This is a genomic window from Marinobacter sp. DS40M6, assembly GCF_028581595.1.
Classification (GTDB): domain Bacteria; phylum Pseudomonadota; class Gammaproteobacteria; order Pseudomonadales; family Oleiphilaceae; genus Marinobacter; species Marinobacter salarius.
Map to the genome: position 1 here is coordinate 160,355 of NZ_JAFCAE010000001.1, position 24,079 is coordinate 184,433.

Below are 24,079 nucleotides of genomic sequence, written 5' to 3' on the forward strand. Positions count from 1 at the left end.
TGCCTCGCATCAGGCCTGTTTGATCTTATGCCGACGCCGGCCGGCAAACGGATTGTTAATGCTGGAATCCTTGCCCTGCAACTTGGCCTCGGGGTGGTTCTTCGCCATCAGTTCCTTGACCTTGGGAATGTGGTCCTTCGGGGCATCCACCATGATCAGGTACTTCCCTGCCTCAATATCATGATGGAACGGCTCGATACGGTAGTTTTCACTCTGGATACCACCAAAGCCACCAACCCAGGCGCCCGCTACCACCACAAAGATAAACAGGGCGATCCAGGCGGCCGCCGGCATGTTCAGAACTTCCAGCAAGGCCAACGGTACAAGGAAGGCCAGCGCCAGCACAAAGCCGGCTATGGCGCCGCGCTCCACGTACCTGGGCAGATCCGTTCGGTCCAGGATGGACGCGGTGTGTAACTGGTGAGTGTAGAGGCCGGCCTCGTCCTTGCTGACAATGTGGAAGCGCCAGTCAGTGACGTCGTGCTCGTGAAGGTCGTCGGAGATTTCTTTTGCACTGTCAATCGAAGATACCAGATAGAATAAACGTATCATGGTGTTTCTCCTCTTTCGCCTGTGAATGAGGCGTTCTTCTACTGACAATTTAGTTCATAACCCCCGATTTTACGTAATCTGGCCTTATTCAGCTGCCGATGGTTCGCACCAACATCACCGGCCCCGCCAGCGAAACACCCCAGGCAAGCACGGCAAGGAGACCATCTTTCGAAATCATCGCAAGGCCGAATGTCATCAGCGCCACGCCAGCAATACTGGCACTGAATGGCACGAGCTCCGTCGCCGGCATCACGATCGCAATCACCATGCACGCAAGCGCCATGGCGTAGAGGCCAGGACCCTTGACGAGGAAAGTGAATCTTGGGCGTATCAGGCGGTCGATCCGCCGTGCGGCCGGGCGCAGTAAATGGAGCCCCTGTACAAGCTTCTGGCGGGGAACCTGACGCCGGAGCAACAAGCTGGGCAGCCAGAACTGGGTCCGACCCAACAGAACCTGCCCCAACGTCAGCAGTGTGAGCAGGCCCAACAGGGTCGGCATTCCCGGCACGCCACTGAGGGGCGTCACCAGAATAAGGCCAACCAGAAGCACCAGCGGCCCAAAGGTCCGGCGCCCGACTGCATCCATCATTTCACCGATGGAAACGTGAGAACGACCAGCGGCCCCTGCTTCTATCCGGTCCAGTAACTGTTCGATATCCGCCGGATCACCCTGGTCATCCATTCACCAGCCTCCGGAAATCTGATCGTTACTTGGTGGTGTTGTAGACGTAGGAAGACACTGTGCCATCTTCGTTGAATCGCACCACCAGGTCCGTTGTCTCGGCGTCACCGAAAGCAGACCAGCGATACTTGCCGTAGGTCCAGGTGCGCTTGCCATCCTCGATACCGGTGCGCCAGGGCTCACCAAACATCTCCTGGATATCGGCGCGGGTGGTATCACCGATCTCGATCTGGTCAACGTTATGGGTGGCAAAGTCCTGGCCGACCGTGGCGCAGCCGGCCATAACCAGCGTCAACGCAAGCAGGACAATGGCTGAAAGAGAAGTTACAGACTTCATGGTGTATCCCTTTAGTTGAAAACAAGAGCATCAATCATACGGGTTTCGGCAACAGGTTAAATTACAGCCCGGACAGACACAAAAAAGCCCCGGTGTTTCACCGGGGCCTATCGTCAACGCCTTGTCTGATCAGTAGAGCTTTGCCAGCGACTTCTTCGCGAACGGCTCCACCTCGCCAATGCGGCCATCCTTCACTTTTACCAGCCATTCCGGGTCCTGTAGCAATGCACGGCCAACGGCGATCAATTCGAACTCGCCGTTGTTCATGCGCTCAACCAGCTCGTCGATACCAGACTGCTCCACCGCTTCCTTCTTACTGGCGAAAGTACCGCTGATGAAGTCCTCCGTCAGGCCCACACTGCCAACGGACATGGTCGGCTTGCCAGACAGTTTCTGAGTCCACCCTGCCAGGTTCAGGTCAGAGCCTTCGAATTCGGGCTCCCAGAAGCGGCGCGTGGAGGCGTGGAAGATATCCACACCGGCATCCACCAACGGTTTCAGAAACTGCTCCAGTTCCTCGGGTGTGTTCACCAGCTTCGCTTCATAATCCTGCTGTTTCCACTGGGAAAAACGCAGCATGATGGGGAAGTCCGGGCCTACCCGATGGCGGACAGCTTCAACGATCTCAACCACGAAGCGCAGACGGTTCTCCATACTGCCGCCGTATTCGTCATCACGCTGGTTGGTGCCTTCCCACAGGAACTGATCCAGCAAATAACCGTGGGCGCCGTGAATCTCCACACCGTCAAAGCCCAGCGCTTTGGCATCCTGAGCACCGTCGGCAAACGCCGTGATGACGTCGTCAATGTCGTCCTTGCTCATCGCCTTGCCGTTGGGTTTGCCCGGTGAAAACAGACCGGACGGGCTGTAACCGGGTACGGATGGGTCCGGCTCGGTGCCTTCCTTGCGTACGGCACCCACGTGCCACAACTGCGGGAAAATGGCCCCGCCAGCCTCGTGGACCGCATCAACCACATCCTTCCAGCCGGCGAGAGCTGTGTCGCCATGAAAGAACGGCACATTCGGATAACCGTTGGCGCCAGGATGATTCACTGTAGTGCCTTCGGTAATCAGCAAACCAACACCGCCTTCAGCGCGGCGGCGATAATAGTCCACCACATCCTGGCTCGGGGCGTTGCCCGGCGAGAAATTGCGGGTCATCGGAGCCATCGCCACGCGATTGCGCAGGGTCAGGTTGTGGAGTTCAAAGGGTTCAAACAAAGGGCCAAGATTCATGCTCATGGTAGATCGCAACCTTACTAATCTGGTTTCTTTAAGCAACCATATTGAATCTGGTTTTAAAATGCAACCCTATTAGGTACACTCCGAAACATGGCCAGAAAACGTTTTGATGACTCCAATTGCTCCGTCGCCCGCGCCCTTAACGAGGTGGGTGACTGGTGGTCTCTGCTTGTAGTGCTGCACGCGATGTATGGCACCCGCCGCTTTGTGGACTTCCAGCAAGAGCTGGGTATTGCCCGCAACATTCTCTGCGACCGGTTAGCGAGGCTGGTGGACAACGAGGTATTGAAGAAGGTGGATGTGGGCGAACACGGCTCACGATTCGAGTACCGGCTGACCGAAAAAGGCCGGGACCTGTTTCCGATTGTGATCGCCCTTCGCCAGTGGGGCGACAAATGGAATCCGGCGCCAGATCAAACACCGCTGGACCTGAGGGACCGCGAAACCGGGCGTGCCATTTTACCGGTTGAAGTTCAGGATGCCGACGGCAAGCCGCTGACCGTACGTGATGTGTTTGTGCCGGAAGGCGCCGACACCGGCGTCGAGAAAAAGACACCGGACGGCAAAAAGTCAGCCTGAGCCAATACCCAAAACGGGGCCCTGGGGCCCCGTTTTCTGTGGAGTAGGCAGGACTACGCGTTTTCGCGCTGGGGTGAGCGCCTTGCCTGACCACCGTTGCCATTCTGGCTACGGCCGCCACTGCGACCACCCGGCTTGCCGCCAAAACTACGGCCATTTCCGCCGGGCTTACCATTGCCACCACCGTTACCGCTGCGACCACGGGCCCGGCTGGGGTCTGCCTTGGCTTTTGGCTTCAATGGCAGGTTGTTCTGGGGCTCGAAGCCTTCAACAGACTTGCGCGGCAACTGCTTCTTGATCAGCCTCTCAATCCCGGCAAGCATCTTGCCCTCATCGGCGCTGACCAGCGACAGTGCATGGCCGCTTTCACCGGCACGACCAGTACGGCCAATGCGGTGAACGTAGTCTTCCGGCACGTTCGGCAATTCGAAGTTCACCACCTGGGGCAGCTGTTTGATGTCCAGGCCACGGGCTGCAATGTCGGTTGCGACCAGTACACGCACTTCACCCTGTTTGAAATCAGCCAGGGCGCGGGTACGAGCACCCTGTGACTTGTTGCCATGGATCGCAGCAGCGGTAATACCGTCACGCTCCAGCTTCTGGGTCAGGCGGTTGGCACCGTGTTTGGTACGGGTGAACACCAGCACCTGCTCCCAGCCATTGTCTCGCACGAGCTTGCTCAGCAAGGCGGTTTTCTGGCTCTGATCAACCGGATAGACCGACTGCTTGATGCTTTCCGCAGCAGTGTTTCGGGCTGCCACTTCCACCTGCACCGGGTTATCCAGAAGGCCTTCGGCCAGGGTGCGGATTTCATTGGAGAAGGTGGCGGAGAACAACAGGTTCTGGCGCTTGGCGGGCAACAGCGCAAGAATCTTGCGGATGTCACGGATAAAGCCCATGTCCAGCATGCGGTCGGCTTCGTCCAGCACCAGGATTTCCACTTCGTTGAAGCGAACTGCATTCTGCTGATACAGGTCCATCAGACGGCCGGGTGTGGCCACCAGCACGTCCAGGCCCTTACGCAGCTTCATCATCTGCGGATTGATTTTTACGCCACCAAAAACCACGGCGGACTTGGTCGGCATGTATCGGCTGTAAAGGGCCACACTGTCATGTACCTGGGCCGCCAGCTCGCGGGTAGGCGCCAGGATCAGTACACGCGGGCCTTTGCCAGTGCGGGGGTTTTCCGCCAGGCGCTGCAGCAATGGCAGGGTGAACCCTGCGGTTTTACCGGTACCCGTCTGGGCAGCCGCCATCACATCCCTGCCGGATAAAACGGCGGGGATGGCCTTGGCCTGGATGGGTGATGGGGTTTCGTAACCCTGGTCGGCAGTGGCACGGACCAGTTGCTCGGACAAACCGAGTGAAGAAAAACTCATAGTGGATCAACTCTTGATTAGTCTGCCTCCACGAACACCGATCTCGGCGAATGCGGGCAGATGCCATGAAGATTCATGGAATAAAAGACGACTACGGCCACACACCGTTAACGGGGTGACGTCCTCTGACAGGTCGTATGGATGGTTCGCACGGGCTTGAAGCCTTGAATTGCGGAAATCCCTAGAGGCAGGATGCTGGGCACACTAACAGAGTGATTCGGGAATAGCTATAAGGAACTTTACCGGGAAGGGATCTTTGATGTGGTCCCCCGTCGGGGATAACCCTGCCAGGCCAGGCAGGGTTATCGGTCCGCCATTAACGATTAACGCACGCCGTCCCGGCGTAACGCAGCCGGCGTGTATTCACGGGAGCGACGCTCGGTACCATACTGGTAAGGCTCGTCTTCCTCGTTGGTCAGCCCCATCACCAGATAGCGCCCTGACAACAGGTCATACAGGGTTTCAAAGGCATAGGCCGGAATGTTGGCATCGTATATCTGCATCGCGTGCGCTTCGGCAACACGCCACAGGTTGCCACGGCCGTCGTAGTGATCCACCGCTGCAATCTGCCAGGTATCCTCATCAATGTAGAAGTCCCGTTTGCCGTAGACATGCCGCTCACCATCCTTGAGTGTCGCTGTTACATGCCATACCCGGTGCAGCTCATAACGCGTGAGGCCCTGGTCGACATGGCCGGGCTTTATGATGTCGTCATAGCTCAGGCTCTCGTCGGTCAGGCGATAGGAATTGTACGGAATGTACAGCTCTTTCTTGCCCTTGAGTTCCCAGTTGTAACGGTCTGGCGCGCCATTGTAGAGGTCCAGGTTGTCAGACGTGCGCTGACCATCTGCGGCGGTACCCGGCCCATCGTAGGCCACATTGGGAGCACGGCGAACACGACGCTGCCCGGAGTTGTACAACCATGCGCGGCGGGGCTCCTTAACCTGGTTGATGGTCTCGTGCACCAGCAGTACGTTGCCTGCGAGGCGAGACGGAGCGGTGATGGCCTGCTTGAAATAGAACATCACATTGGGATCTTCGCTCGGATCGAAATCCTCCAGCGCCACCCGCTCGGTAAACGATTCGGTGAACCTGACCGGGCTGAAATCGCCATTTGGCTGCGGTGTTACCTGTGCCACATTGCGGGTAAAGGAACCGCCGCGGTAGCGGGTGATATGGTTGAAAATCACCTCAAGGCCATTTTGGGGGATCGGAAACGGGGTCGCTGTTTTGTAGTTCTTGAGACCGTTCCCGCTTTCCACCAACTCCACTTCGGTGGCATTGGCCTTGGTTTTCTCCAGCACGTCGGCAGGATAGGTCGCCGTTCTCCGGGTCTGGTAGACCGGCATAAAATAATTGTCGTACGTCTTGATCATCGCAATCTGGCCGGGCGTCAGGTTGTCCGCGTACTGGTCAACGTTGCTCTGATCGATACGAAACAGCTCTTTGTCTTTGGGAAACGGGTCCACGTATCGGCCGTCGCCCTGGTAGGCACCCGGTGCCTGAAGCAGCCCCCCGTCCCAGGCAGGAATTTCATCGCCATTACCGGCCTTCTCGGCGCCCATTGGCGTGAGCGTATCTCCCAGTTTGGCGGCCTCCTGGGCCGACACCGCTGCGCCGGCTGATGCGGAATACAGCATCGAGCACGCTAATGCACTGTAAAGCAGGTTTTTTCGGTTAATCATGGATTACTCCTCGGTTTTCAGACAATGGTTCAAAATGAATAGGACACTGAGGCCGACACGAAATCCCGGTCATTGATGACGTTGTAATCACCCCCGAAATAGTTGGTGTAGCTCAGATTGGCTTTGTAGGCGTTTTGATAGGTGGCTTCGACGGCCAGGCCCAGTGACTTGTTGCCTTCCTGGAAGTTGCCACCAGGATCTGGTGCGTAGCCCTTCACGTCGTGAGAGAAAAAGAGCCGGGGGCGCAAGTTGACGCCAGCGACGGCATCCGGATAGTCCCAGACAAACAGCGTGCGATAGCCCCAGGAGAAGGACGTGGTAAACCCACCACCTCCACAGTTGCTGGGGTTGATGTTCAAACGCGGGTCACTGTCTGTGCCCTGGCTGCAGTAGTCACCGGTAAAGTTGTCACCCTCCAGCGGCACCGGCCCCACACCGTAGATGCCCGATCGCCCGTAGCGGGCTTCCGAGGTGCTGGGCAGATCGTGGATATAGGTGGCACCAACCTCACCAACAATGATGAAACGGGCGGCGCCCATTACCCGGTCAATGAAGTGAATGAATGTGGCCTGGGCCTGGGAAACGTTGTAACGGTCGTAGCCATCAACAGCCTTACCGGCATAGTTGAAATTGGGATCCTTCTCACGCTGGCGTTGCTCCAGCTTGCTCACTACCTGTCCATCCGGACCACGCTGTTGCAAGCCCCCGTAGATCAGCTCAAACGTGTTCCACTGGATGGGAAGATTTGGCCGGAAGCTGTATTCCGCCCCCAGCGAAGTGCCCGTTGGCAGTGTGGTGTTGATACTGATGCCGTAGAGATCAATGTCTTCCGGATACTCGATGAAATAGCTGGGAAACCTGGAGTTGGGCAGGTTGGGGTCGCTTTTCTGGTTTGCCGATGGGTCCGAAGGGTTGTTGACCACACCACTGATGTACGGAAGACGGCTGTGATAACGGGTGTAGTAGAACCCCAGCTCGGCCCCCAGGTCGGTCAGATACCAACGCAACGCGGCACCGAACTGATCCTTGTCCCCGGGCTCGCGGTCGCCCAGGCGCGGAGACACGAATCCCTCTTCCAGTGCCTGGGAATCAGGCACCTGGCCCGCCAGTAATACCGGGCCACAGCCATCGGCCGCCACGTCGGCGGAGGAAAAATAGGTGCCACAGTCGTCAATCCTGAAGCTTTCCCAGTCGGTCTGAACAAACGCCTCCATGGTGATTTCAGGCGTCAGGCCAACTGACGTATACAACATCTCCACCGGTAACAATACGTCTTTCAGCTCCGCGCCGGGAGCACGAAACGCGGGAACGTCGATCGGATTGACCGCGTTGATACCGCCCAGGATGAACGTGCTTTCGCCCCAGTTCACCACCTGACGGCCATAACGGATCGACACCGGCGTATCGCCGAAGTACCAGTCCGTAAACACGTAGGCGTCGAGAAGATCCACACCGGAGGCGTTATCTTTGGCCTCATCGTTCAGTTCACGTCGCTGGCCGACCGGGTCCTTGGCGCGACGGTTATCCTTCAGTTCATGGTCGTAATAATAGGTGCCTCGCACCAGCGCCCCGACCCGTGTCAGCGTGTCACTGTCGGGGGTGTAGTCCAGGAACAGTTCACTACGGCCACGCAGGATCTGGGAATATGGCTCGTTCTTTTCAAAGTTCAGGTTGCCGTCGTCGAAGTTGTTGGACGAGGCGCCCGTGTTACTGAATGCGAATTCCGGGCCCAGGTTGCCCTGGGAGATCAGATCTTTGTCCTGATCTTCCAACCGATAGGCAATCCCTGCCGTCAGGGTCGTTGAGAGCGAGGCGTCGATCTCGTAGATGTCGAAATCGAATGCCATCGCCGGGGCTGTGGATACGATTGCGCCGATAGCCAGCGCCAGGCGTTTACGGTCTCGGTTTTTTGTTGTCATTGGTCTGTAGCTCCAGTTTTTCAGGCAAAGCTTCCCCATTGATGGAGAGAATCGCCATCGACATACACGTGTTTATCGGGAACGGGCGCTCCGGGATCTCCGAAGCGCTGGTTGTCTGGCCGTTGGGTTTCTAGATCAGGCCGCCACCAATCAGGCCACCATCACCTCCATCACCCCCACCATCTCCGCCGCCGTCCGGCTCACTGCCTGGATCGGTGTTGCCCTCGGCGGAGCAGTCCGTACCTGAGGTATCGGCATCCTTTACGACACAGGGGTTGCTGACAGAAACGGTGCCATCACTGAACAGCTCCAGCATCTGCGCGATCATCTCGTCGAAAACCGCACGTGAAGAAAAGGCATCCGCCGCTTTCTGACCGGCAGACACGGGGTTGCCATGTGACCCTTCCAGATAGCGGGTTATAGCTGGGAGGCCACTTGCCAGCGGCGTTGACTCAGCGCCCATACCCGCAGCCAGGGGATCCGTACCCGCCAGAGGTGCGCGCTCACTACTGATCACAAATCCGGTTTCCGGAACCGTGGTCTCAAGGGGCCCCATGGCGTAAAGCTGATCATCCGCGGCATTGGGAATCGTGTCGTCAGTTGGGCGCTCAGGGTCATCATCAACACCAACGATTTCAGTCAGCAACGTGTTGGTGTTCTGATAAAAGCCGGCATAGGCGACAGGGTCTGCCGAATCCAGCTGCGACTGAAACACATTGAAGTAGATGTTGAGTTCCGTACGTCCCTGCGCCAGCACGCCATCAGAGGCGGCGTCCAGCACGGGAAGAAGCTGTGGTGCCAGTGACTGCGAGTTTTCGAACAGACGTGTGAACTGACCGCCGGTGTTCAGCAGATTAGAGGCCAGAACCGGGCTGAGATTGGAGTTGCCCGCAGCACTCGCTGCATTGTTAACCGGTGGGAAGGCCGCGCCACCCATACCACTGAGCGAATGGCTCATGAAATAGACCCGGCTCGGATCAATGCTCAGGCCCTGGGCACAATCGCCGGCGGCCTGACACGCGCTGATGGCGTCCTCGATCGCCTGCAACGAGGCGTTCACGTTAAGCAGGTCGAGGGTGCCCTGGCGCATGTTGTCACGGGTGTTGGCGTAGTTAGTGAAATTCAGGTACAGACTTCCCGATTCGGGCTCCTGCAGTTCACCCGCCGGTACCGGATTAAGATCCGCGTCAGCGGCGAAGCCAAAGTGACGCTCGACGGCGTCCGCCGAAGCACCATCCTGAGTGGTGATGGGATTAAGACCAACCACGCCCTCTCCGAAAATACCGTGCAGCGGCTGATCGATACCGATGGTGACGAAGCAGTCAAAGGTATTGCCAGGGTCGGCGCAGGACAACCCAGCGGCTGTCGCCAGAGGGAGGATCGCCGAACGGTCGGTGGTCACGGCATGCTGATAGATGATCACCGGAAAACCATTTGCCGGGGTCTGCGGGGCAATCAAGGCCTGGTTGGTGTCGGGCGCGGCAACCACAATGGGAACCGTTGTTTCACCGGACTTTTCAGCAAACGGGAAGCGGTAGGTCACCCGATCGGAGGGAGCCTGATCGAGCGACTCTTCGGCGCTGAAGTCCGCCGGGAGCCAACTGGCCGAGCGCAGGGCTGACCCATCCGTCGCCTCCGGCACGCCCTGAAAATACGGCAGGGTAATCTCGCCCTCATAGACATGGATATTAAGAGGAGTGCCCTGAACTTCCTGAGCCAACGCCGGATTTATTTCACCACCGTCGCGCTGGTTGAACATCCTTACCGTTCGCGGCTTCGGGGCATCAATAAGGTTGTCAGCGGCGGTTGCAAGCGCCAGCGCGTCACCCTCGTTGTCGGCGACAGTATCGACGGCCATCGCTGTTGCGGCCTGCAAAGCATAGGCGACTCTGCGGTCCGCCTGATCATTGCTGACAAGGTCCTGATATTGAACAACCATGCCAGCGTCCCGGGCATCACTGAGCAGGCCGGCGAGCTCGGCGTCGTAGAGGCGGAAATCTGTGTCCGTCAGCGTTGCATGGATTTCATCGTTGATGTTCTGCTGTTCCGCCGTCGCGGCCCCCTCCAGCGGCTGTTGAGTCAGGTTGTAGAATCCGGAGATCAACTGCTGGAGCCCTTCCTGTCGGGCAGCAATACCCAGGCTGTTGCGGAAGAACGTCACCGGGGCTGTATTTGCCAGCAGCACGTCGTCTACCGCCGTTGTGGTGATCGTTGTGGAAAACACAACGTCATCGAACGTCTTTGGGAATCCAGCGATGGAAAACGCCTGCTTGAACTCAAAATAGTCGGAAGCGAGTCGGCGGGCAGGTAACAACGCCTCGCGGAATGGCTCGAACGCAACATTGGAAAGCACCGCTTCCGGGTCCGCCACCGACTGGTAGGTCGGAGCGCCAACGAGCGGGTCGCCGTTGGTGTCCACGATGTCATCGGTGATGGCCAGGGCGTACCGGGTTTTCTCAGCCAGTGGCTTGACCGGCAGAATCCGGATCATATTGTTCTGGCCACCATCGATATCCAGCAGCTCAACCCGAAGTCTGTCCTCAACCAGGGCATCGAAAATCGCATCGGCTTCGGCGGTATTACCGCTTTCCTCAAGTGCCAGTGCCCGCCGGTACTGAATCGCCGATGAAATTCCGGCGACCTCTCCGGAGGTTTGACGGAGGCTATCGCCACCGGCATATTCCAGGGGAATCAGGAACACATTCTGATCCGGGTTGGGGACAACTTCGCCCTCCACGGAGATAAAGTCACGTGCATCAAGGGTCTGCTGGCTGTCCAGGCTGCCACTGATCTTGATATCAATGGGTGCCAGTACTGAATTTCCATCGAGAAATCCAATGCCCGTGGTCACTGGGTTGGCAGGATCGCTGCCGTTCAGCATGGTGCCGTCGTCAACCTCACTGAGATAGAAAAGGGAATCGCTTGGAATCGGGAATTGGGTGGTCAACGGGTCAAATAATGGGTGAGTTCCCCGCTCCACGGCCGGATTGGTAATGTCGTAGTCTGGGTCCGCATTCTTTGTAGTCTGGCTGCTGCTTTCAAAACAACCCGTCAGGCTGACCGACAAAATGACCATCGACATCAGTCGCGTTTGGCGCATGAACATACTTGTTTACCTCTGTACGTTTTTTTGTAGTTCGAGACTCGTCCTGTGTCTTTCGGCCTAACACGGAAGTCTAATTGCGGTGGTTCCAAAAAAATTTTCCCGAATAGACGAGAAATCGCAAAAGGAAGGGCTAACTGGTTCTTGTAGCGAGAAATTTGTCTCGAACAAAAGGCAATAATGATGGTATGTTCAGAATCTGACATCCGAACACCTACAAGAATGGCCTGAGGACGGGGCACCCGCCAAACCGTGCCAACCACAGACCGAGGGAATCAGATTGGCTTTGCTCCCATTTCGTTCGTCGTCGTCAAAGCGATTTGACCGGCTGATTCTGCCTTACATGAAAGGCATGTATATTTTCGCCTACCGCCTGACTGGCCAGAAACAGGACGCAGAGGATCTGGTGCAGGATGTCGTGGTCAAGATGTACCCCCGGCTGGACGAACTGGAAAACGTGCAGCAACCCCAGCCATGGCTCAACCGTGTGTTGTACCGGCACTTTGTTGACCTCACCCGAAAACAATCCAGCCAAAGAGAAATCAGCGTCAGTACACTGGTCGCTGCGGAGAGCCAGACCGCCTTCATAGAATCCCTCGGCGAGGCAAGCCCGGATGCGTCCGCCGGTATCGACCAAACGCGCATTGGCGAAACCGTCAAGCGGTTACTGAATACCCTGCCACCAGACCAACGAACCCTGTTACTGCTTCACGACGCGGATGGCTGGCGCCAGGAGGACATTGCAACGGTTCTGGATGTGCCTGTCGGTACGATAAAATCACGCCTGCATCGCAGCAGAGCGTTTATGCGGGAACGGTTGAAAAAACAAATGGAACCTTTCGAAAAGCAACAACGTGAAGGGTGAAGAGGTGAATGCCATGACGTGTCGTCAGTTCCATCAGGAGGTCGACAGCCTGGTTCGCGGCGATCTTCCGCTGCATGAACAGGAAGCCCTCCAAGCTCACGCATCGACGTGTGCCAGTTGCTCAGAACTTTGGGAGGATGAACAACGCCTGCAAAAAGGCATCATGGCCCAGACCGTTCCAGAGCCCGACGACGATTTCGAATCCCGCGTTCGTGCAATGGCACTCGCTGGCGAGACACCTCGGAATTCCACGTTACGCAAAACGTCACTCTGGGCTTCATCAATTGCCGCCGTGCTGGCACTCGGTATCTTCATCGGTATGCAGGTCGGCCCGGCAGATACGGGATTGCCCGAAGACATCGCAGATGCTCCCGGGCAGACAGCAACAGAAACCGTTGCTGAACCCGAAAGTGGAGCGGAACTGAAAACCGTCAGGCTGGCGTTCAATTCCCGCAAGGCGATGGACAACGTCACCCTGACCCTGGAACTACCGCCCAACGCAGAACTGGCACCCTTCCCGGGGCGCCAGACCATCAGCTGGACGGTGGATCTCAAGCAAGGCGATAACGTATTGGCGTTGCCCATCAACGTACTGTTCCCTGGTTCCGGCAAACTGGTTGCGCACCTGGACGATGGAACCCGGCGCAAAACGTTCAGCACCGCCATTCCAGGAAACACGGAGCCTTCATCATGAAAAGACATATCCATATACGCTGGCTTGCTCCGGCCATGCTCGGCCTTCTGCTTGCTACACCGGCTCTGTCCTGGGCTCAGGACGATCTTGATGTGACCATGAGAATGGTCGCGGACGATCAGGAGCTGGACGATTCCTTTGTGCAACAACTTGAGCTTCCGGAGTCCGTGGACGCGCCCGCCGGCGCAAACGGGTTCGGTGATATGCAGACGGATTCCGGCGACTTCGCTTCCGATACCCGGGAAGACATGCTGGATATCGAGAGCACTCTCTCCGAACAGTCACAGGAGTCTCGTGACGCGCTCGGCATCGAACTGCCTGGCGAGATCATCCAAGACGAACCAGAACTGGACCTGCCGGGCATCGAAGACCCTGGACTGGACCTGCCAGGCACCGGCGATACCGATCTGGACCTGTTAAACGACAGTGGCCTGAATCTGGAGGAAACCGGACAGCAGTAGATTAGATACAGACGTCACACCTGATCCCTTCAGGACTGGCGCTCGCCCGTCCAATGGCTGTTATACTCTGAGTCCGAGTTCAGACTATTCCGGAGAGAGTATTTGCGCCGTCTTCTGACCATCGCACTGGTGTTGTGTCTCGCGCTGTCAACCGCCCATGCTCAGGAGCATACGACCGAGGCTAAGACGCTCTTCCGTGAGGGTATCCAGGCGTTTAACGCCGGTGACCTGGATGAAGCTCGCCGCTTACTTGAGTCCGCCGTCTCGAAGGGGTTGAGCTCCCGCTCACTCAATTACAACCTGGGCGTTGTCTATTACAAACTCGGGCTTTACGAGGACGCAGAGCAAACCTTCCGGACCCTTATCCCCACCCGTCAGAAAGCGCTTGCCTACTACAACATCGGGTTGACCGCCCTGGCCCGTGAAAATCAGGACGCCGCAACACAAGCGTTCCAGAACGTGCTTGCGTCCGATCCTGACGACAACCTGATATCGCTCGCCACCCGTCAACTTGAACGCCTCGATCCAACGATGCATGCTGCCTCACCCAAAAAACGTTGGGCTGGCCTGGTTTCCATCGGGGGTGGCTATGAAGACAACGTTGCGCTGTTCCCGGATACCGCCCCCAGAAAGCTCGACAGCGGCTTTGTGGAAACTCTGGCGGCTGCCTCCTATTACCTCTATGGCGACTCTTCGGCGGGACTGCGTTCGGACATCAAGTTCTATTCGCGTCAGTACCCTTCCGAGCACACGTTTGACCTGCAGGTGATTCAGGCGGGTGCAAAATGGGTTCAGAAAACCGCACCGGGAGTGATCAGCGTAGGCCTTGGCGGCGACTATATATGGCGGGATCGGCGATCAAGGGAACGTCGCGCTCGCCTGATGGCCGGCATAACCACCCTCGACTGCCCAGGCCCCGGCGCGCGATGCCTGGTTAGAGCAGAGGCCACCCAGATTTTTCCGTTACCTGGATTCGATGCCTATCGGGGCCAGATGTACCGGCTTGATGCCCATTACCGTCTCCGGCCCGGGAACTGGACAGCGGAACTCAAATACCGGGCTGACTACAATGACCGGGACAATCTGGATACCGGAGAGGAGTTCTTCAGTGTGTCGCCCGAGCGACATGGCCTTGATGCAGGCATTGAGTACGACCTGACTGACCAACTGAGTGTTGAAGCCGGGGCGGGCTTTCGCTTCAGTTACTATCGTACGCCACACCAACTGATTGTTCCCGAGGGCCGACAAACGATACGTCGTGAAGACAAGCGTCATACACTGTCCGTTGGCACCACGTATCGTTTCTCTCGTCGAACATCTCTCAGTCTGGATCTGGACCGTATCGACAACAACAGCAACATCGATCGCTACAGCTACGATCGCCACACCGTCACCGCCAGCCTGGCCGTCGGATTCTGATACCAACCCACGTGCACACGTGACTGCCGGGCATCAGTAAACGTTATTCCGTTGCCGCTTTTGCGAAACCGGCCAGTGCTCCCTCTATCTTTTTGATGACCTGATCACAGCCTTCAATGTCGTGACGCTGTTTCAGATACTCCGGGTCGTTATAGCCTAACCAGACCGTTCCCTCACTGTCTTCCCAGATCAGCGCTTTCTGCGGCAAATCAATCGCCACACTCTGGGCACATTGCATCAGGGGCGTCCCTACCTTCGGGTTGCCAAAAATCACCACCTCGGTTGGGCGTAGTTCCAGCCCCGCCTTGCTGGCCCCCTCCGTGTGGTTAATGCGGTTCATCACCGTCATACCCTTGCTTTTAAGGGTCGAGACCAGCTTGTCCGCCGTCATCGCAACGCTGTGATTACTTTGCGTCGTTACCATTCCATCAGCCCCATCGGCACCGATCGCGGCCAGTGGCAGAATCAGCAAAGCTGCAAGGATCGGGATTCTGGTCCAGACTTTCATTACGCATCTCCTTGGAATATCGAACCACTCCAGCATAGGCCAGTTAACTCCGGCCTGCACAGGCCGCTCAAAATCAAAGTGATACGCTTCCACACAGAGTACGTAGAAACCCTTATAATTTTATAAATCCAAAAAACGAGGTCTTTATGACTCATGCGCTGAAGGGAGCCCTGCTTCCGCTCATTGCCATCATGGCTGGTTGTAGCCAGGGCGAATCTGAAACCGCATCCACCCATAAACCGGCCGAACAACTCGCGCCGCCGCAAGAGACCGGCGTACTGGAGGTGGCAACTCGCAACGGCGCCACCACCTACTATCTCGACCGCCACCAGAACCCCATTGGCCCAGAGTTCAGCCTGGTGTCACGCTTCGCCGAGAGCAAAGGCTGGACCGTCAACTGGACCATGCACGATTCAACCGCCGAGGTCTTGCAGGCGCTGGAGGCTGGCAACACGCATCTGGCGGCCGCCGGGCTGACCCACCTGCCATCACGGACAGAACGGTTCACACGCGGGCCCGCGCACACCGAAATCACCGAGCAACTGGTGTGTCATCGCGACATGCGACCCATGCCCAGAAAACCGGAAAGCATGCCTGAGGTCAGCATTGCGGTCACCGCCGATTCCAGCTACGTAGAAACTCTGAACAAGCTCGCCAGCGAACACGAAGGTATCACGTTCACCGAAGATGACAGCAGAACGACCGAAGTTCTGCTTTCTGAAGTCGCTGAGCAGGACATCGACTGCACCGTCGCTGACTCCAACATCGTTCAGGTCATGCGCCGCCACTTCCCCCACCTGGAAGTGGCCATGAACCTCACCCAGGGCAATAACCTGGGCTGGTACCTGCCAGCCGGTTCCGACGATCTGGCGGGATCCACCCGGGAATGGATGAACAGCACCGACGGTGACGAAGCCATCGGCTATATCGAGAGCCGCTATTACGCGTACATCGGCGAATTCGATTTCGTCGACCTGCGCGCCCTCAACCGCCGGATAGATGAGCGGCTTCCCGACTTTATTGACCGCTTCGCCGAAGCAGAAACCACAACCGGCATGCCGGCTGACTTGCTGGCGGCGCTGTCCTATCAGGAGTCCCACTGGGACCCGGCCGCAGTGTCACCCACCGGCGTTCGCGGCATCATGATGCTGACCCGGAACACCGCCGAATCCCTTGGCGTAATGGACCGTCTGGACCCCGTGGCGGCCATTGATGGCGGTGCCCGCTACCTGGCGGATCGCCATCGCCGGTTACCCGAAACCATTCCTGAGCCAGACCGCACCTTCCTTGCCCTGGCCAGTTACAACATTGGCCGTGGTCACCTGTTGGATGCCCGCCAGCTTGCGCGCGAGCTGGGCAAAAACCCTGACTCCTGGGACGATATGAAAGAAGTCCTGCCGCTGAAAGCCGACAAGCGCTACTACCCGAGTACCCGCTACGGCTACGCCCGTGGCTACGAACCGGTACACTATGTACAGCGCATCCGGAACTACCGTGATGTGATCAGCTCAGCGTTTGACTAACTTCCTGACAACACGGACTTACCCATGAAACGATGGATCTCACGGCTTGCCCTGCCCCTCCTGCTGCTGTTTACCAGTCAGGCGGCGGGGCAACCGGAGCCGATCAAAGTCGGCATCACCACTGTCCCGCCCTTTGTCATGGAAACCGACAGCGGCGAATGGGAAGGCATCAGTATCGATCTGTGGCGCCAGGTTGCCGATGGCCTGAACCGGGAATACACATTCGTTCCTCTCTCCTTCAGTGATCTACTGACGCAGGTCGAAAGCGGACAAGTCGACGTGGCGGTGGGAGCTCTCACCATGACCGCCGAACGGGAAGCGGCATTCGACTTCACCCACCCCTTCTACCAGACAGGCCTGTCCATCGCAGTACCTCCGGCGCCTGAGCAGGGGCTGCTCGCCAGCCTTCGCGCGCTGATCAGTTGGCAATTTATGAGCGTGGTTATCGCCCTGGGTGGCTTGCTTCTGGCTGTGGGATTTGTGCTGTGGCTGTTTGAGCGTCGGCGCAATCCGGAGCAGTTTGGTGGCACCGCGGTACAGGGAATAGGAGCGAGCTTCTGGTGGGCGGCTGTGACAATGACCACTGTTGGTTATGGTGACAAGGCTCCGGTGTCGCTGGCGGGCCGAATGGTTGCGTTGGTGTGGATGTTTGCCGGGTTGATCATGGTGGCAAGCTTTACCGCAGCGATTACCTCATCGCTCACCGTCAGCAACCTGCAATATCAGATTCAGGGCCCCGACGACCTCAACCGCGCCAACGTAGCCACCATCGCTAACACCGCCAGCGAGCAGTATCTGCAAGATCAGCGCATTCGGCACCAACTCTATCCAGACCTGACCAGCGCCATGCTCTCAGTCGCCAATGGTGAAACCGATGCCGTGGTCTACGACAGGGCCCTGCTGCAATACCGCAACCTGCAACTGGGGGACAAGAGGTTGACCCTGCTGCCCGGTATTTTCCAGCAGCAACTCTATGGGTTGGCCCTGCCGTCCGAAAGTCCATTGCGTGGGCCGGTGTCCGAGCAGATTCTTGAGGTCACGGAATCATCAGGCTGGAAGGACATTGTCCGGCGCTACCTGGGCCGCGAGTAATCCTGAAAACAGCCCGAGGCATCAATAGACCTTGGCACACCCCTCGGGCCGGGTTTTGAAGCGCTTGTGCAGCCATAGGTACTGGTCTGGCTGTTCACGAACGGTGTCTTCGATGTAACGACTCCAGGTTTCCGTATCGCTCTGTTTGCAGACACCAAATCCCTCCTGGATTGGCGAGAATATCACCCGGTAACGACCATCAGGCATCCGCAGATGGCTCACACAGATGACTGAGGCACCGGACACTCGAGCAATGTAGCTGGGTGAGGTAATACACCCGGCCTCGGTGCCAAAAAACGGCACAAACAGCTCGGTTTTCTTGCCAAAGTCCTGATCGCAGGCAAACCAGACTTCCCCGCCTTTTTTGAGGAACGACACCAACGGCCTCAACTCACGCTTGGTGAACGGGCGGATACCGAAGTGACGCCGGCGACCGTTTTCAATCATCCGGTCAATCACCGGATTATTGTTGGGGCGGTACATATACCCCGGTTTCTTCAGGTGACAGGCAATCAGCGGAAGCGCAAAGTCGAAAATACTGTAGTGCCCGCCGATTAACAGCACACCTTTACCTCTGGCCTGGGCTTCTCGCAGGTGCTCCAGCCCCTGAACCTCGGCGCCCTCGCAAAAGCCCGACATATCCCGCCACCAGGCGTGAATACTTTCCAGGAAACCACGGGTACAGGCCACAAAGTTATCCCGCACCAATCGCTCACGAGCGGCGTCATCAAGCTCCGGAAAACAGGTCGCAATATTGGTATTGGCCACCTTGGCCCGTGACGTCAGCTTGCCTTCCAGAAAACAGCCCAGCCGCCGGCCAAAACGCTGCTTGGCCGACATTGGCAGCAGGGCAAGCAGATAAAGCGTGAAGACCAGAAGCCACGAAGGCCAGAGAACCGGATGCCACAACGGCATATTCTTCTTATTTTTACGGCCGGACATACATCATTGCCTGTTCAAAAACGGGCAATGAGACTGCCATATTTTGCGGCAGATTTGTAGTTGCATTCATCAATGATCGAGCTGTGTCACACCTTCAAGAGCCAAACAGCGCTGAACGCAACGGCCTCATGAAACCGCGTTTTGGTTTGGTTTGCTGAACCGGCCGGCGACCATCGAACTCCAGGTAACCATCCTCGATAGGCTCAAACCTGAGAGTTTTCACATCCTCCAGATAGTTCTGGCTGACCTTCCAGGGGCCATGGGTTCCCTGCCTTGGCAACTTGTCGTCAGCCCGACGGATATAACCGGAATCCAGGCCGCCCATCATGGTGTCTCCGGCGCGACTGTCGCCGGTGTCACGGGGTATACAGACGCTCTGCCCCTTGCTGTCCATATGATTGAACAGGCGGCACAGGTATTCAGCCGCGATATCGGCTTTCAGGGTCCAGGAGATGTTGGTGTACCCGAAAATCATACCGGCGTTGGGTACGCCCTCCACCATTACGTTCTTGTAGATCACCTTGTCCCGCAGCGTGACCGGATGACCATCCACCACCAGGTCCATGCCACCCAGCATCTGGATATCCAGCCCAGTCGCCGGAATGATGATGTCGGCCTCCAGTTCCTTGCCGGATTTCAGCAGAATACCGTTTTTGGTAAAGCGTTCGATATGGTCCGTCTCAACCGACGCCTTGCCCGCCTTGATAGACTCAAACAGATCACCGTCCTTCACCACACACAGGCGCTGATCCCAGAGGTTGTAGCTGGGTGAGAAATGGCGCATATCGACCTTGCCATCCAGTTGCCGGCGTACCATGGCCAGGAACAACCGCCGCATGGCCTTGGGGTTCTTGCGGGAACGATTGAACAGCAGCCGTGCAATGCTGACGTTACGGGCACGGGTCAGCCGATAGGCGACATTGGCGGGCAGAACCTTCTGAAGGCCCAGCGCCACGGCGTCCCGGGATGGCAGCGGCATCAGATAGGTGGGCGAACGCTGCAACATGGTTATGTGAGCGGTTTCCTCCGCCATCGTTGGCACCAGGGTGATGGCCGTGGCACCACTGCCAATCACCACCACACGTTTGCCGGTATAGTCCAGGTCCTCAGGCCAGTGCTGCGGATGCACAATCTGGCCGCCAAAATCGGCCTCGCCAGGGAAGTCGGGCTTATAGCCGGCATCGTAGTTGTAATACCCTGTGCAGCCCACCAGAAAGCTGGCGGTAAAGGTAACGGTTTCGCCGGTGGCTTCCTTGCGGGCCGTCAGTGTCCAGCACTTGTCTGTGCCTGACCACTCAGCGGAAACAACCGCCAGGCCATACTGAATATGCTGTTCAACGTTGTTTTCCCTGGCGGTATCGTGAACGTACTGCTTGATCGACGGGCCATCCGCCAACACCTTGCCCCCGGTCCAGGGGCGGAAGTTGTAGCCAAAGGTGTACATGTCGGAATCGGAACGGATACCCGGGTAGCGGAACAGATCCCAGGTGCCTCCAAGGGACTCACGGCGCTCAATGATGGTGAAAGACTTACCCGGGCACTCTCGTTTGAGGTGACAGGCCATGCCAATGCCGGAAACGCCGGCGCCGACAATCAGTACGTCTACATGTTGTTCGCTCATAACCACCCTGTCGGCATCTGCCGTTGTTTTATCAACATTTCAGCGCGGATCACACGCCAACAGGATGAGAATAGCCCAGGAGGGAAAACGCCGAAATTGGCCCCATGCGATGAATTCGGCGCCGTTTCGGTCAGTTCTGTCAGCTCGTTTGAGCCTGTTGCAGTCTGCCTCAGTCCGGGCGCGGCACGTTGAGAATGTCGCCTAGCGTGCCGTATTCGCTGCCCCCCAAACGTGAAATCGGGTCGATGCCCTTGGCATCAATAATGTAACGCCCCTGATCGTTAATGCTGGCAACCTGATCATCCACAAACACCTTCTTGATGTTGCCAAACACCAGCGACTGCGGCGTGTCACCCATTTCAATGACCTCTCGCAACTCGCAGTAAAACGCCACCAGGCACCCCTCGACCCGGGGCATCGGCCAGCCTTCTTCCTGCACCAACTTCATATCCAGTCGGTCCAGTTCAGACTGGCCGTGGTCCAGATGGCGGGACGACTCCGTCATGGCTTGAGCCTGGCTGCGGCTCCCAATGTGCACCACAAACTGCTTACGAGCCTCAATATTCACCCGCGTGTCCTTGAAGCTACCATCGCTGGGCTTCTTGCCCACAGACACCATCAGGATTGGCGGCTTACCGGTGACCACGGTAAAGAACGAATACGGCGCCAGGTTGTAGTCATCCCCCGGATTCTGCGACAACACCCACGCCACCGGCCGCGGGATGACGGTCTGGGTCAGGATTGGGTGGATGTGCTGTGCCTCGATCGACTCAAGGTCTATAAGCATTCGTGTTTCCTTCATGCAGTGAAAAGCAGGGAAAGGGGCCTACCGAATGAGCAATGTATTAGGCATGAGCCTCTCAAAGTGACACGCCGCGCTGGATAGCGCGAAACTCACAGCCGTGGCCAAGAATACACACCAATGATGCGCAGATGAATGAGATCACTGGTATTTGAGGGCAGCACTTGGGAAGCCTATAAAAGGATGCGAGAGATCTCAAGCCCTTCCCAGCGCCTGGTTCTTAGAATTATTTGTCGCGGCCATCAACTGACCCGTCAGGCCACCTCGGCCGACACCTGAAATTGCCCAGTCAGTCTTTGCAGCTTGGTGGCTGAGGCTTGGGTGCGCTCGGAGCTGAGCATCAACTGCTCGACAACCCCATTCATGATGGCTGCACTTTCAGCCACACCCGCCGTTTGGCTACTTTGTTGATGATTGGTGTCCTCAATGCCCGAAATGGCTCGGAACAGCTTTTCCACCATGTCGTGCAGCGCCGAGTTATCGTCCGCTGCGGCCTCAACCTTGCGAAGTCGCTCCTCCATCTCCGACATGCCACCCTCCATCGTCACCACAGCCCGACGGGTTTCCTCCTGCACATTGTCCAACCGCTCGCCAATGTCTTTGGTGGCCTGGGCGGTTCGGCTCGCCAGCTGTCGGACCTCATCGGCAACCACAGCAAAGCCCCTGCCAGATTCTCCCGCACGGGCGGCCTCGATGGCGGCGTTCAGCGCCAGAAGATTGGTCTGAGCCGCGATGTCATTGATCACCAGCGCTGTCTTGCTGATTTCCTCTGTGCGATCGTTGGCCGCCCGAATACATTCCGCCGAACGATTGATAACGTCCCGAATACTCTGGGTTTCCTTGCTAACCAGGGCAAACTGCTCCCGCGCCCGCTCCACCACATCCTCCATTCCCGAGCGCATTTCCTGCGCCGTGGTAGAAGCATTTTTGATCTCGTTCTCCTGTTCAGTGGCACCACGCACCATATCTTCGATGTGCGTCAGTACTTCACGAATCCGCTCGTCGGCCAGTTGGTTCTGGTTCATCAATTGATCGCTGGCCTGGCGGGAGTCCGCAGCCAGGGAAAGCACCTGACCAACCATGCCATCAAGGCTGTCGATGAAACTGTTAATCCAGCGGGCCAGATCCCCGGTCTCGTCCCGACGCATACGGGACAGGTCCATACGCTGGCGCAGGTTGCCTCCCCCTTCTGCAATGTTTCTGATCACATCCGCCATAGTGCCCAACTTTTCCGAGAGAGGTTTAGCCGAAGATGCCCGAAACAGCATCACCGTGACCAAGGCGGCCAATGCATTCACGGTGCCTTCCAACCATAGGGGAACGCCACTCCAGGCGAGCCCAAAATTGATAGACCAGAGCAGCCCCATGAAGATGGTCAGGCGCGCTGACAGGCTCCAGGAGATAGAACGCCGACGGTAGACCTCTTCGAGATCTCCCTCGCACATCATGCCCCACCGATCCGGTGAGCCAGGCATCTGAACCGTCACGCCCTTGCCGATTACTGGAATATGGCGATAATCCGAGTAGCCCGGGTACTTCACGTAGAGATTCTCGCCCCTGGCGATGGTTTCCCGAACACCGGGATGCAGTTGCCCCGTGGCGGGGTCGGTGAAGCGAATTTCGAATTCGGTGTGTTCACGTACACCCACCGTGCCGAACCCCGTGCGAATGCCATCTTTCAGGTTGTCACCGTGGCTGAACGTGGCGTCTTCGAAGCGGGACCGTGAAAGCGCAGTCCCGGTCAGGATGGTGTTGTCGAACTTGCTGTCAATCATGAACAGGTAGTTGTCACCCGATTCCTCAAACACGTGCCCTGCTTCGCGCTGAATAAGGTCGCTCATCACGTCATTGGGAATACGTGCACAGATGGCCGCCTGACGCCCCTCTTTCAACGTCACGGGCTGGTAGAACATCAGAGTCACGGCATCATGGAAGCGAGAGGTCGTAGCCCCGAGAGCCAGGGTAACAGGGTCCTTGTGGGGGCCATGGAGAAAACGCGACCGGACCCCGGCCTCAACCGCTTTCTGGGGAAGGTCCCGTTTTCCGCGGCGCCCCGTTGCGGAGGACTCCAGCACGGCACCGTCCGCGTTCACCACGAAGAGTTCAGAGATCTCCCGGAGTCTGCCGGACGAGGCCTGGAGCAACTCCCTGACGCCCTCATCAGCCTGCCCGTCAAGCCGGGCTGCCAGTGTTTCTAGAAAGGACCACTTGTTATCCGCCCAGGCAATCAGAGCATCACGCCGTGTTCGGGCGATACTCTCGAAAATCTGTTCATTGGTGTCATACATATTCCTGTTCAGAAAACAGGACCAGCCCATGGCAAGCTTGCCCGTTGCGCCCCAAACCGGTAACCAGCTTCGCTCTGCACCGGTCAGTTTCATAGTTTCGCTTTTCAGGGTCATTTACGCCTCCTCCAATCCGTACACCAGGACCGCAAGGCACAATGCCGGTGCAGCCAATCCGGAACACAAGGGCTTGTAGCAAGGTTCAGGCCGAATCAACCTGATGGCGCTAGGAAACCAATTATTCCGCTGAATGCCTGGACTCGGAAGATAGAGTTGGAAATGGGAAAATCACAGAATTGCGCCCTGCGAACGCACGACGATCAATCACAGGACAAGGCATGCACCGTTTTGGGGCGCTGAACGGCGGCCACACATTCTAGGCCAAGGGG

20 protein-coding genes are annotated in these 24,079 nt (G+C 57.4%); 7 read left to right on the forward strand and 13 right to left on the reverse strand.

Translation table 11 applies throughout. From position 1 onward, the window contains the following. Nucleotides 1-9: 9 nt before the first annotated feature. The 4 genes from JJO78_RS00770 to JJO78_RS00785 form a co-directional block, all read right to left on the reverse strand. A complete protein-coding gene (locus JJO78_RS00770; RefSeq protein ID WP_036211583.1) occupies nt 10-552 on the reverse strand; it encodes a hypothetical protein in 543 nt (180 codons plus the stop codon). An 88-nt stretch (nt 553-640) separates the two neighbouring features. Beyond that, a complete protein-coding gene (locus JJO78_RS00775) occupies nt 641-1,234 on the reverse strand; it encodes an exopolysaccharide biosynthesis protein (protein WP_075194639.1) in 594 nt (197 codons plus the stop codon). Nucleotides 1,235-1,259: 25 nt separating this feature from the next. Further along, nucleotides 1,260-1,571: an outer membrane protein assembly factor BamE domain-containing protein gene (gene bamE, locus JJO78_RS00780; RefSeq protein WP_041332932.1), complete on the reverse strand. Its 312-nt coding sequence runs from the start codon at nt 1,569-1,571 to the stop codon at nt 1,260-1,262. A gap of 129 nt (nt 1,572-1,700) precedes the next feature. After that, complete coding sequence (locus JJO78_RS00785) at nt 1,701-2,813, reverse strand: NADH:flavin oxidoreductase (protein WP_126810963.1); 1,113 nt, start codon at nt 2,811-2,813, stop codon at nt 1,701-1,703. Nucleotides 2,814-2,903: 90 nt separating this feature from the next. Between JJO78_RS00785 and JJO78_RS00790 the strand changes: the two genes are divergently transcribed. Continuing rightward, the gene (locus tag JJO78_RS00790) at nt 2,904-3,392 is read left to right on the forward strand and encodes a winged helix-turn-helix transcriptional regulator (RefSeq protein WP_085678331.1); all 489 of its coding nucleotides are present in this window, start codon (nt 2,904-2,906) and stop codon (nt 3,390-3,392) included. Nucleotides 3,393-3,445: 53 nt separating this feature from the next. On the opposite strand, the gene JJO78_RS00795 is transcribed toward JJO78_RS00790, so the two are convergent. The 4 genes from JJO78_RS00795 to JJO78_RS00810 form a co-directional block, all read right to left on the reverse strand. Next, the gene (locus JJO78_RS00795; protein ID WP_273622675.1) at nt 3,446-4,771 is read right to left on the reverse strand and encodes a DEAD/DEAH box helicase; all 1,326 of its coding nucleotides are present in this window, start codon (nt 4,769-4,771) and stop codon (nt 3,446-3,448) included. A gap of 323 nt (nt 4,772-5,094) precedes the next feature. Beyond that, on the reverse strand, nt 5,095-6,456 hold the full coding sequence (locus JJO78_RS00800; protein WP_041332928.1) for a DUF1329 domain-containing protein: 1,362 nt from the start codon (nt 6,454-6,456) through the stop codon (nt 5,095-5,097). A 29-nt stretch (nt 6,457-6,485) separates the two neighbouring features. Further along, nucleotides 6,486-8,375, reverse strand: a complete 1,890-nt coding sequence (locus JJO78_RS00805; protein ID WP_041332926.1) for a DUF1302 domain-containing protein — start codon at nt 8,373-8,375, stop codon at nt 6,486-6,488. 130 nt (nt 8,376-8,505) lie between these two features. Continuing rightward, nucleotides 8,506-11,481: a hypothetical protein gene (locus tag JJO78_RS00810; protein ID WP_273622676.1), complete on the reverse strand. Its 2,976-nt coding sequence runs from the start codon at nt 11,479-11,481 to the stop codon at nt 8,506-8,508. A gap of 283 nt (nt 11,482-11,764) precedes the next feature. On the opposite strand from JJO78_RS00810, the gene JJO78_RS00815 reads away from it, so the two are divergent. The 4 genes from JJO78_RS00815 to JJO78_RS00830 all read left to right on the forward strand — a co-directional run bounded on the left by JJO78_RS00815 (nt 11,765) and on the right by JJO78_RS00830 (nt 14,917). Further along, complete coding sequence (locus JJO78_RS00815) at nt 11,765-12,343, forward strand: RNA polymerase sigma factor (protein ID WP_075194718.1); 579 nt, start codon at nt 11,765-11,767, stop codon at nt 12,341-12,343. Nucleotides 12,344-12,356: 13 nt separating this feature from the next. Continuing rightward, on the forward strand, nt 12,357-13,037 hold the full coding sequence (locus tag JJO78_RS00820) for an anti-sigma factor family protein (RefSeq protein ID WP_041336465.1): 681 nt from the start codon (nt 12,357-12,359) through the stop codon (nt 13,035-13,037). Then, nucleotides 13,034-13,498: a hypothetical protein gene (locus tag JJO78_RS00825; RefSeq protein ID WP_273622677.1), complete on the forward strand. Its 465-nt coding sequence runs from the start codon at nt 13,034-13,036 to the stop codon at nt 13,496-13,498. Before JJO78_RS00820 ends, JJO78_RS00825 begins: the two co-directional genes overlap by 4 nt. 102 nt (nt 13,499-13,600) lie before the next feature. Next, nucleotides 13,601-14,917, forward strand: coding sequence for a tetratricopeptide repeat protein (locus JJO78_RS00830; protein ID WP_273622678.1), 1,317 nt, complete (start codon nt 13,601-13,603; stop codon nt 14,915-14,917). Between the two features lie 43 nt (nt 14,918-14,960). Here JJO78_RS00830 and JJO78_RS00835 read toward each other — a convergent pair whose 3' ends face one another. Further along, nucleotides 14,961-15,425, reverse strand: a complete 465-nt coding sequence (locus JJO78_RS00835; RefSeq protein ID WP_273622680.1) for a DUF302 domain-containing protein — start codon at nt 15,423-15,425, stop codon at nt 14,961-14,963. Nucleotides 15,426-15,571: 146 nt separating this feature from the next. Here JJO78_RS00835 and mltF point away from each other — a divergent pair, with 146 nt between their 5' ends. Together mltF and JJO78_RS00845 are read left to right on the forward strand one after the other, a co-directional pair. Next, nucleotides 15,572-16,948: a membrane-bound lytic murein transglycosylase MltF gene (mltF, locus tag JJO78_RS00840; protein WP_273622682.1), complete on the forward strand. Its 1,377-nt coding sequence runs from the start codon at nt 15,572-15,574 to the stop codon at nt 16,946-16,948. Between the two features lie 24 nt (nt 16,949-16,972). Further along, nucleotides 16,973-18,040, forward strand: a complete 1,068-nt coding sequence (locus tag JJO78_RS00845) for a transporter substrate-binding domain-containing protein (RefSeq protein WP_127401971.1) — start codon at nt 16,973-16,975, stop codon at nt 18,038-18,040. Between the two features lie 21 nt (nt 18,041-18,061). Here the strand turns inward: JJO78_RS00845 and JJO78_RS00850 are convergent, their stop codons facing one another. The 4 genes from JJO78_RS00850 to JJO78_RS00865 all read right to left on the reverse strand — a co-directional run bounded on the left by JJO78_RS00850 (nt 18,062) and on the right by JJO78_RS00865 (nt 23,807). Continuing rightward, complete coding sequence (locus JJO78_RS00850; protein ID WP_036211605.1) at nt 18,062-18,982, reverse strand: lysophospholipid acyltransferase family protein; 921 nt, start codon at nt 18,980-18,982, stop codon at nt 18,062-18,064. 94 nt (nt 18,983-19,076) lie between these two features. After that, nucleotides 19,077-20,603, reverse strand: a complete 1,527-nt coding sequence (locus JJO78_RS00855) for a flavin-containing monooxygenase (RefSeq protein WP_273622684.1) — start codon at nt 20,601-20,603, stop codon at nt 19,077-19,079. A 169-nt stretch (nt 20,604-20,772) separates the two neighbouring features. Next, entirely contained in the window at nt 20,773-21,390 is a 618-nt protein-coding gene (locus tag JJO78_RS00860; RefSeq protein WP_136633012.1) for a flavin reductase family protein, read from the reverse strand. Between the two features lie 269 nt (nt 21,391-21,659). Beyond that, a complete protein-coding gene (locus JJO78_RS00865) occupies nt 21,660-23,807 on the reverse strand; it encodes a methyl-accepting chemotaxis protein (RefSeq protein ID WP_273622685.1) in 2,148 nt (715 codons plus the stop codon). Nucleotides 23,808-24,079: the final 272 nt, after the last annotated feature.

What these genes read in the sequence shown, in the direction of transcription:
- JJO78_RS00860 (WP_136633012.1), bottom strand. Translation starts at nt 21,390, where the DNA reads ATGCTTATAGACCTTGAGTCGATCGAGGCACAGCACATCCACCCAATC.
- JJO78_RS00845 (WP_127401971.1), top strand. Translation starts at nt 16,973, where the DNA reads ATGAAACGATGGATCTCACGGCTTGCCCTGCCCCTCCTGCTGCTGTTT.
- JJO78_RS00850 (WP_036211605.1), bottom strand. Translation starts at nt 18,982, where the DNA reads ATGTCCGGCCGTAAAAATAAGAAGAATATGCCGTTGTGGCATCCGGTT.
- JJO78_RS00770 (WP_036211583.1), bottom strand. Translation starts at nt 552, where the DNA reads ATGATACGTTTATTCTATCTGGTATCTTCGATTGACAGTGCAAAAGAA.
- JJO78_RS00810 (WP_273622676.1), bottom strand. Translation starts at nt 11,481, where the DNA reads ATGTTCATGCGCCAAACGCGACTGATGTCGATGGTCATTTTGTCGGTC.
- JJO78_RS00865 (WP_273622685.1), bottom strand. Translation starts at nt 23,807, where the DNA reads ATGACCCTGAAAAGCGAAACTATGAAACTGACCGGTGCAGAGCGAAGC.
- JJO78_RS00820 (WP_041336465.1), top strand. Translation starts at nt 12,357, where the DNA reads ATGACGTGTCGTCAGTTCCATCAGGAGGTCGACAGCCTGGTTCGCGGC.
- JJO78_RS00855 (WP_273622684.1), bottom strand. Translation starts at nt 20,603, where the DNA reads ATGAGCGAACAACATGTAGACGTACTGATTGTCGGCGCCGGCGTTTCC.
- JJO78_RS00775 (WP_075194639.1), bottom strand. Translation starts at nt 1,234, where the DNA reads ATGGATGACCAGGGTGATCCGGCGGATATCGAACAGTTACTGGACCGG.
- JJO78_RS00790 (WP_085678331.1), top strand. Translation starts at nt 2,904, where the DNA reads ATGGCCAGAAAACGTTTTGATGACTCCAATTGCTCCGTCGCCCGCGCC.
- JJO78_RS00805 (WP_041332926.1), bottom strand. Translation starts at nt 8,375, where the DNA reads ATGACAACAAAAAACCGAGACCGTAAACGCCTGGCGCTGGCTATCGGC.
- JJO78_RS00795 (WP_273622675.1), bottom strand. Translation starts at nt 4,771, where the DNA reads ATGAGTTTTTCTTCACTCGGTTTGTCCGAGCAACTGGTCCGTGCCACT.
- JJO78_RS00825 (WP_273622677.1), top strand. Translation starts at nt 13,034, where the DNA reads ATGAAAAGACATATCCATATACGCTGGCTTGCTCCGGCCATGCTCGGC.
- bamE (WP_041332932.1), bottom strand. Translation starts at nt 1,571, where the DNA reads ATGAAGTCTGTAACTTCTCTTTCAGCCATTGTCCTGCTTGCGTTGACG.
- mltF (WP_273622682.1), top strand. Translation starts at nt 15,572, where the DNA reads ATGACTCATGCGCTGAAGGGAGCCCTGCTTCCGCTCATTGCCATCATG.
- JJO78_RS00785 (WP_126810963.1), bottom strand. Translation starts at nt 2,813, where the DNA reads ATGAGCATGAATCTTGGCCCTTTGTTTGAACCCTTTGAACTCCACAAC.
- JJO78_RS00835 (WP_273622680.1), bottom strand. Translation starts at nt 15,425, where the DNA reads ATGAAAGTCTGGACCAGAATCCCGATCCTTGCAGCTTTGCTGATTCTG.
- JJO78_RS00800 (WP_041332928.1), bottom strand. Translation starts at nt 6,456, where the DNA reads ATGATTAACCGAAAAAACCTGCTTTACAGTGCATTAGCGTGCTCGATG.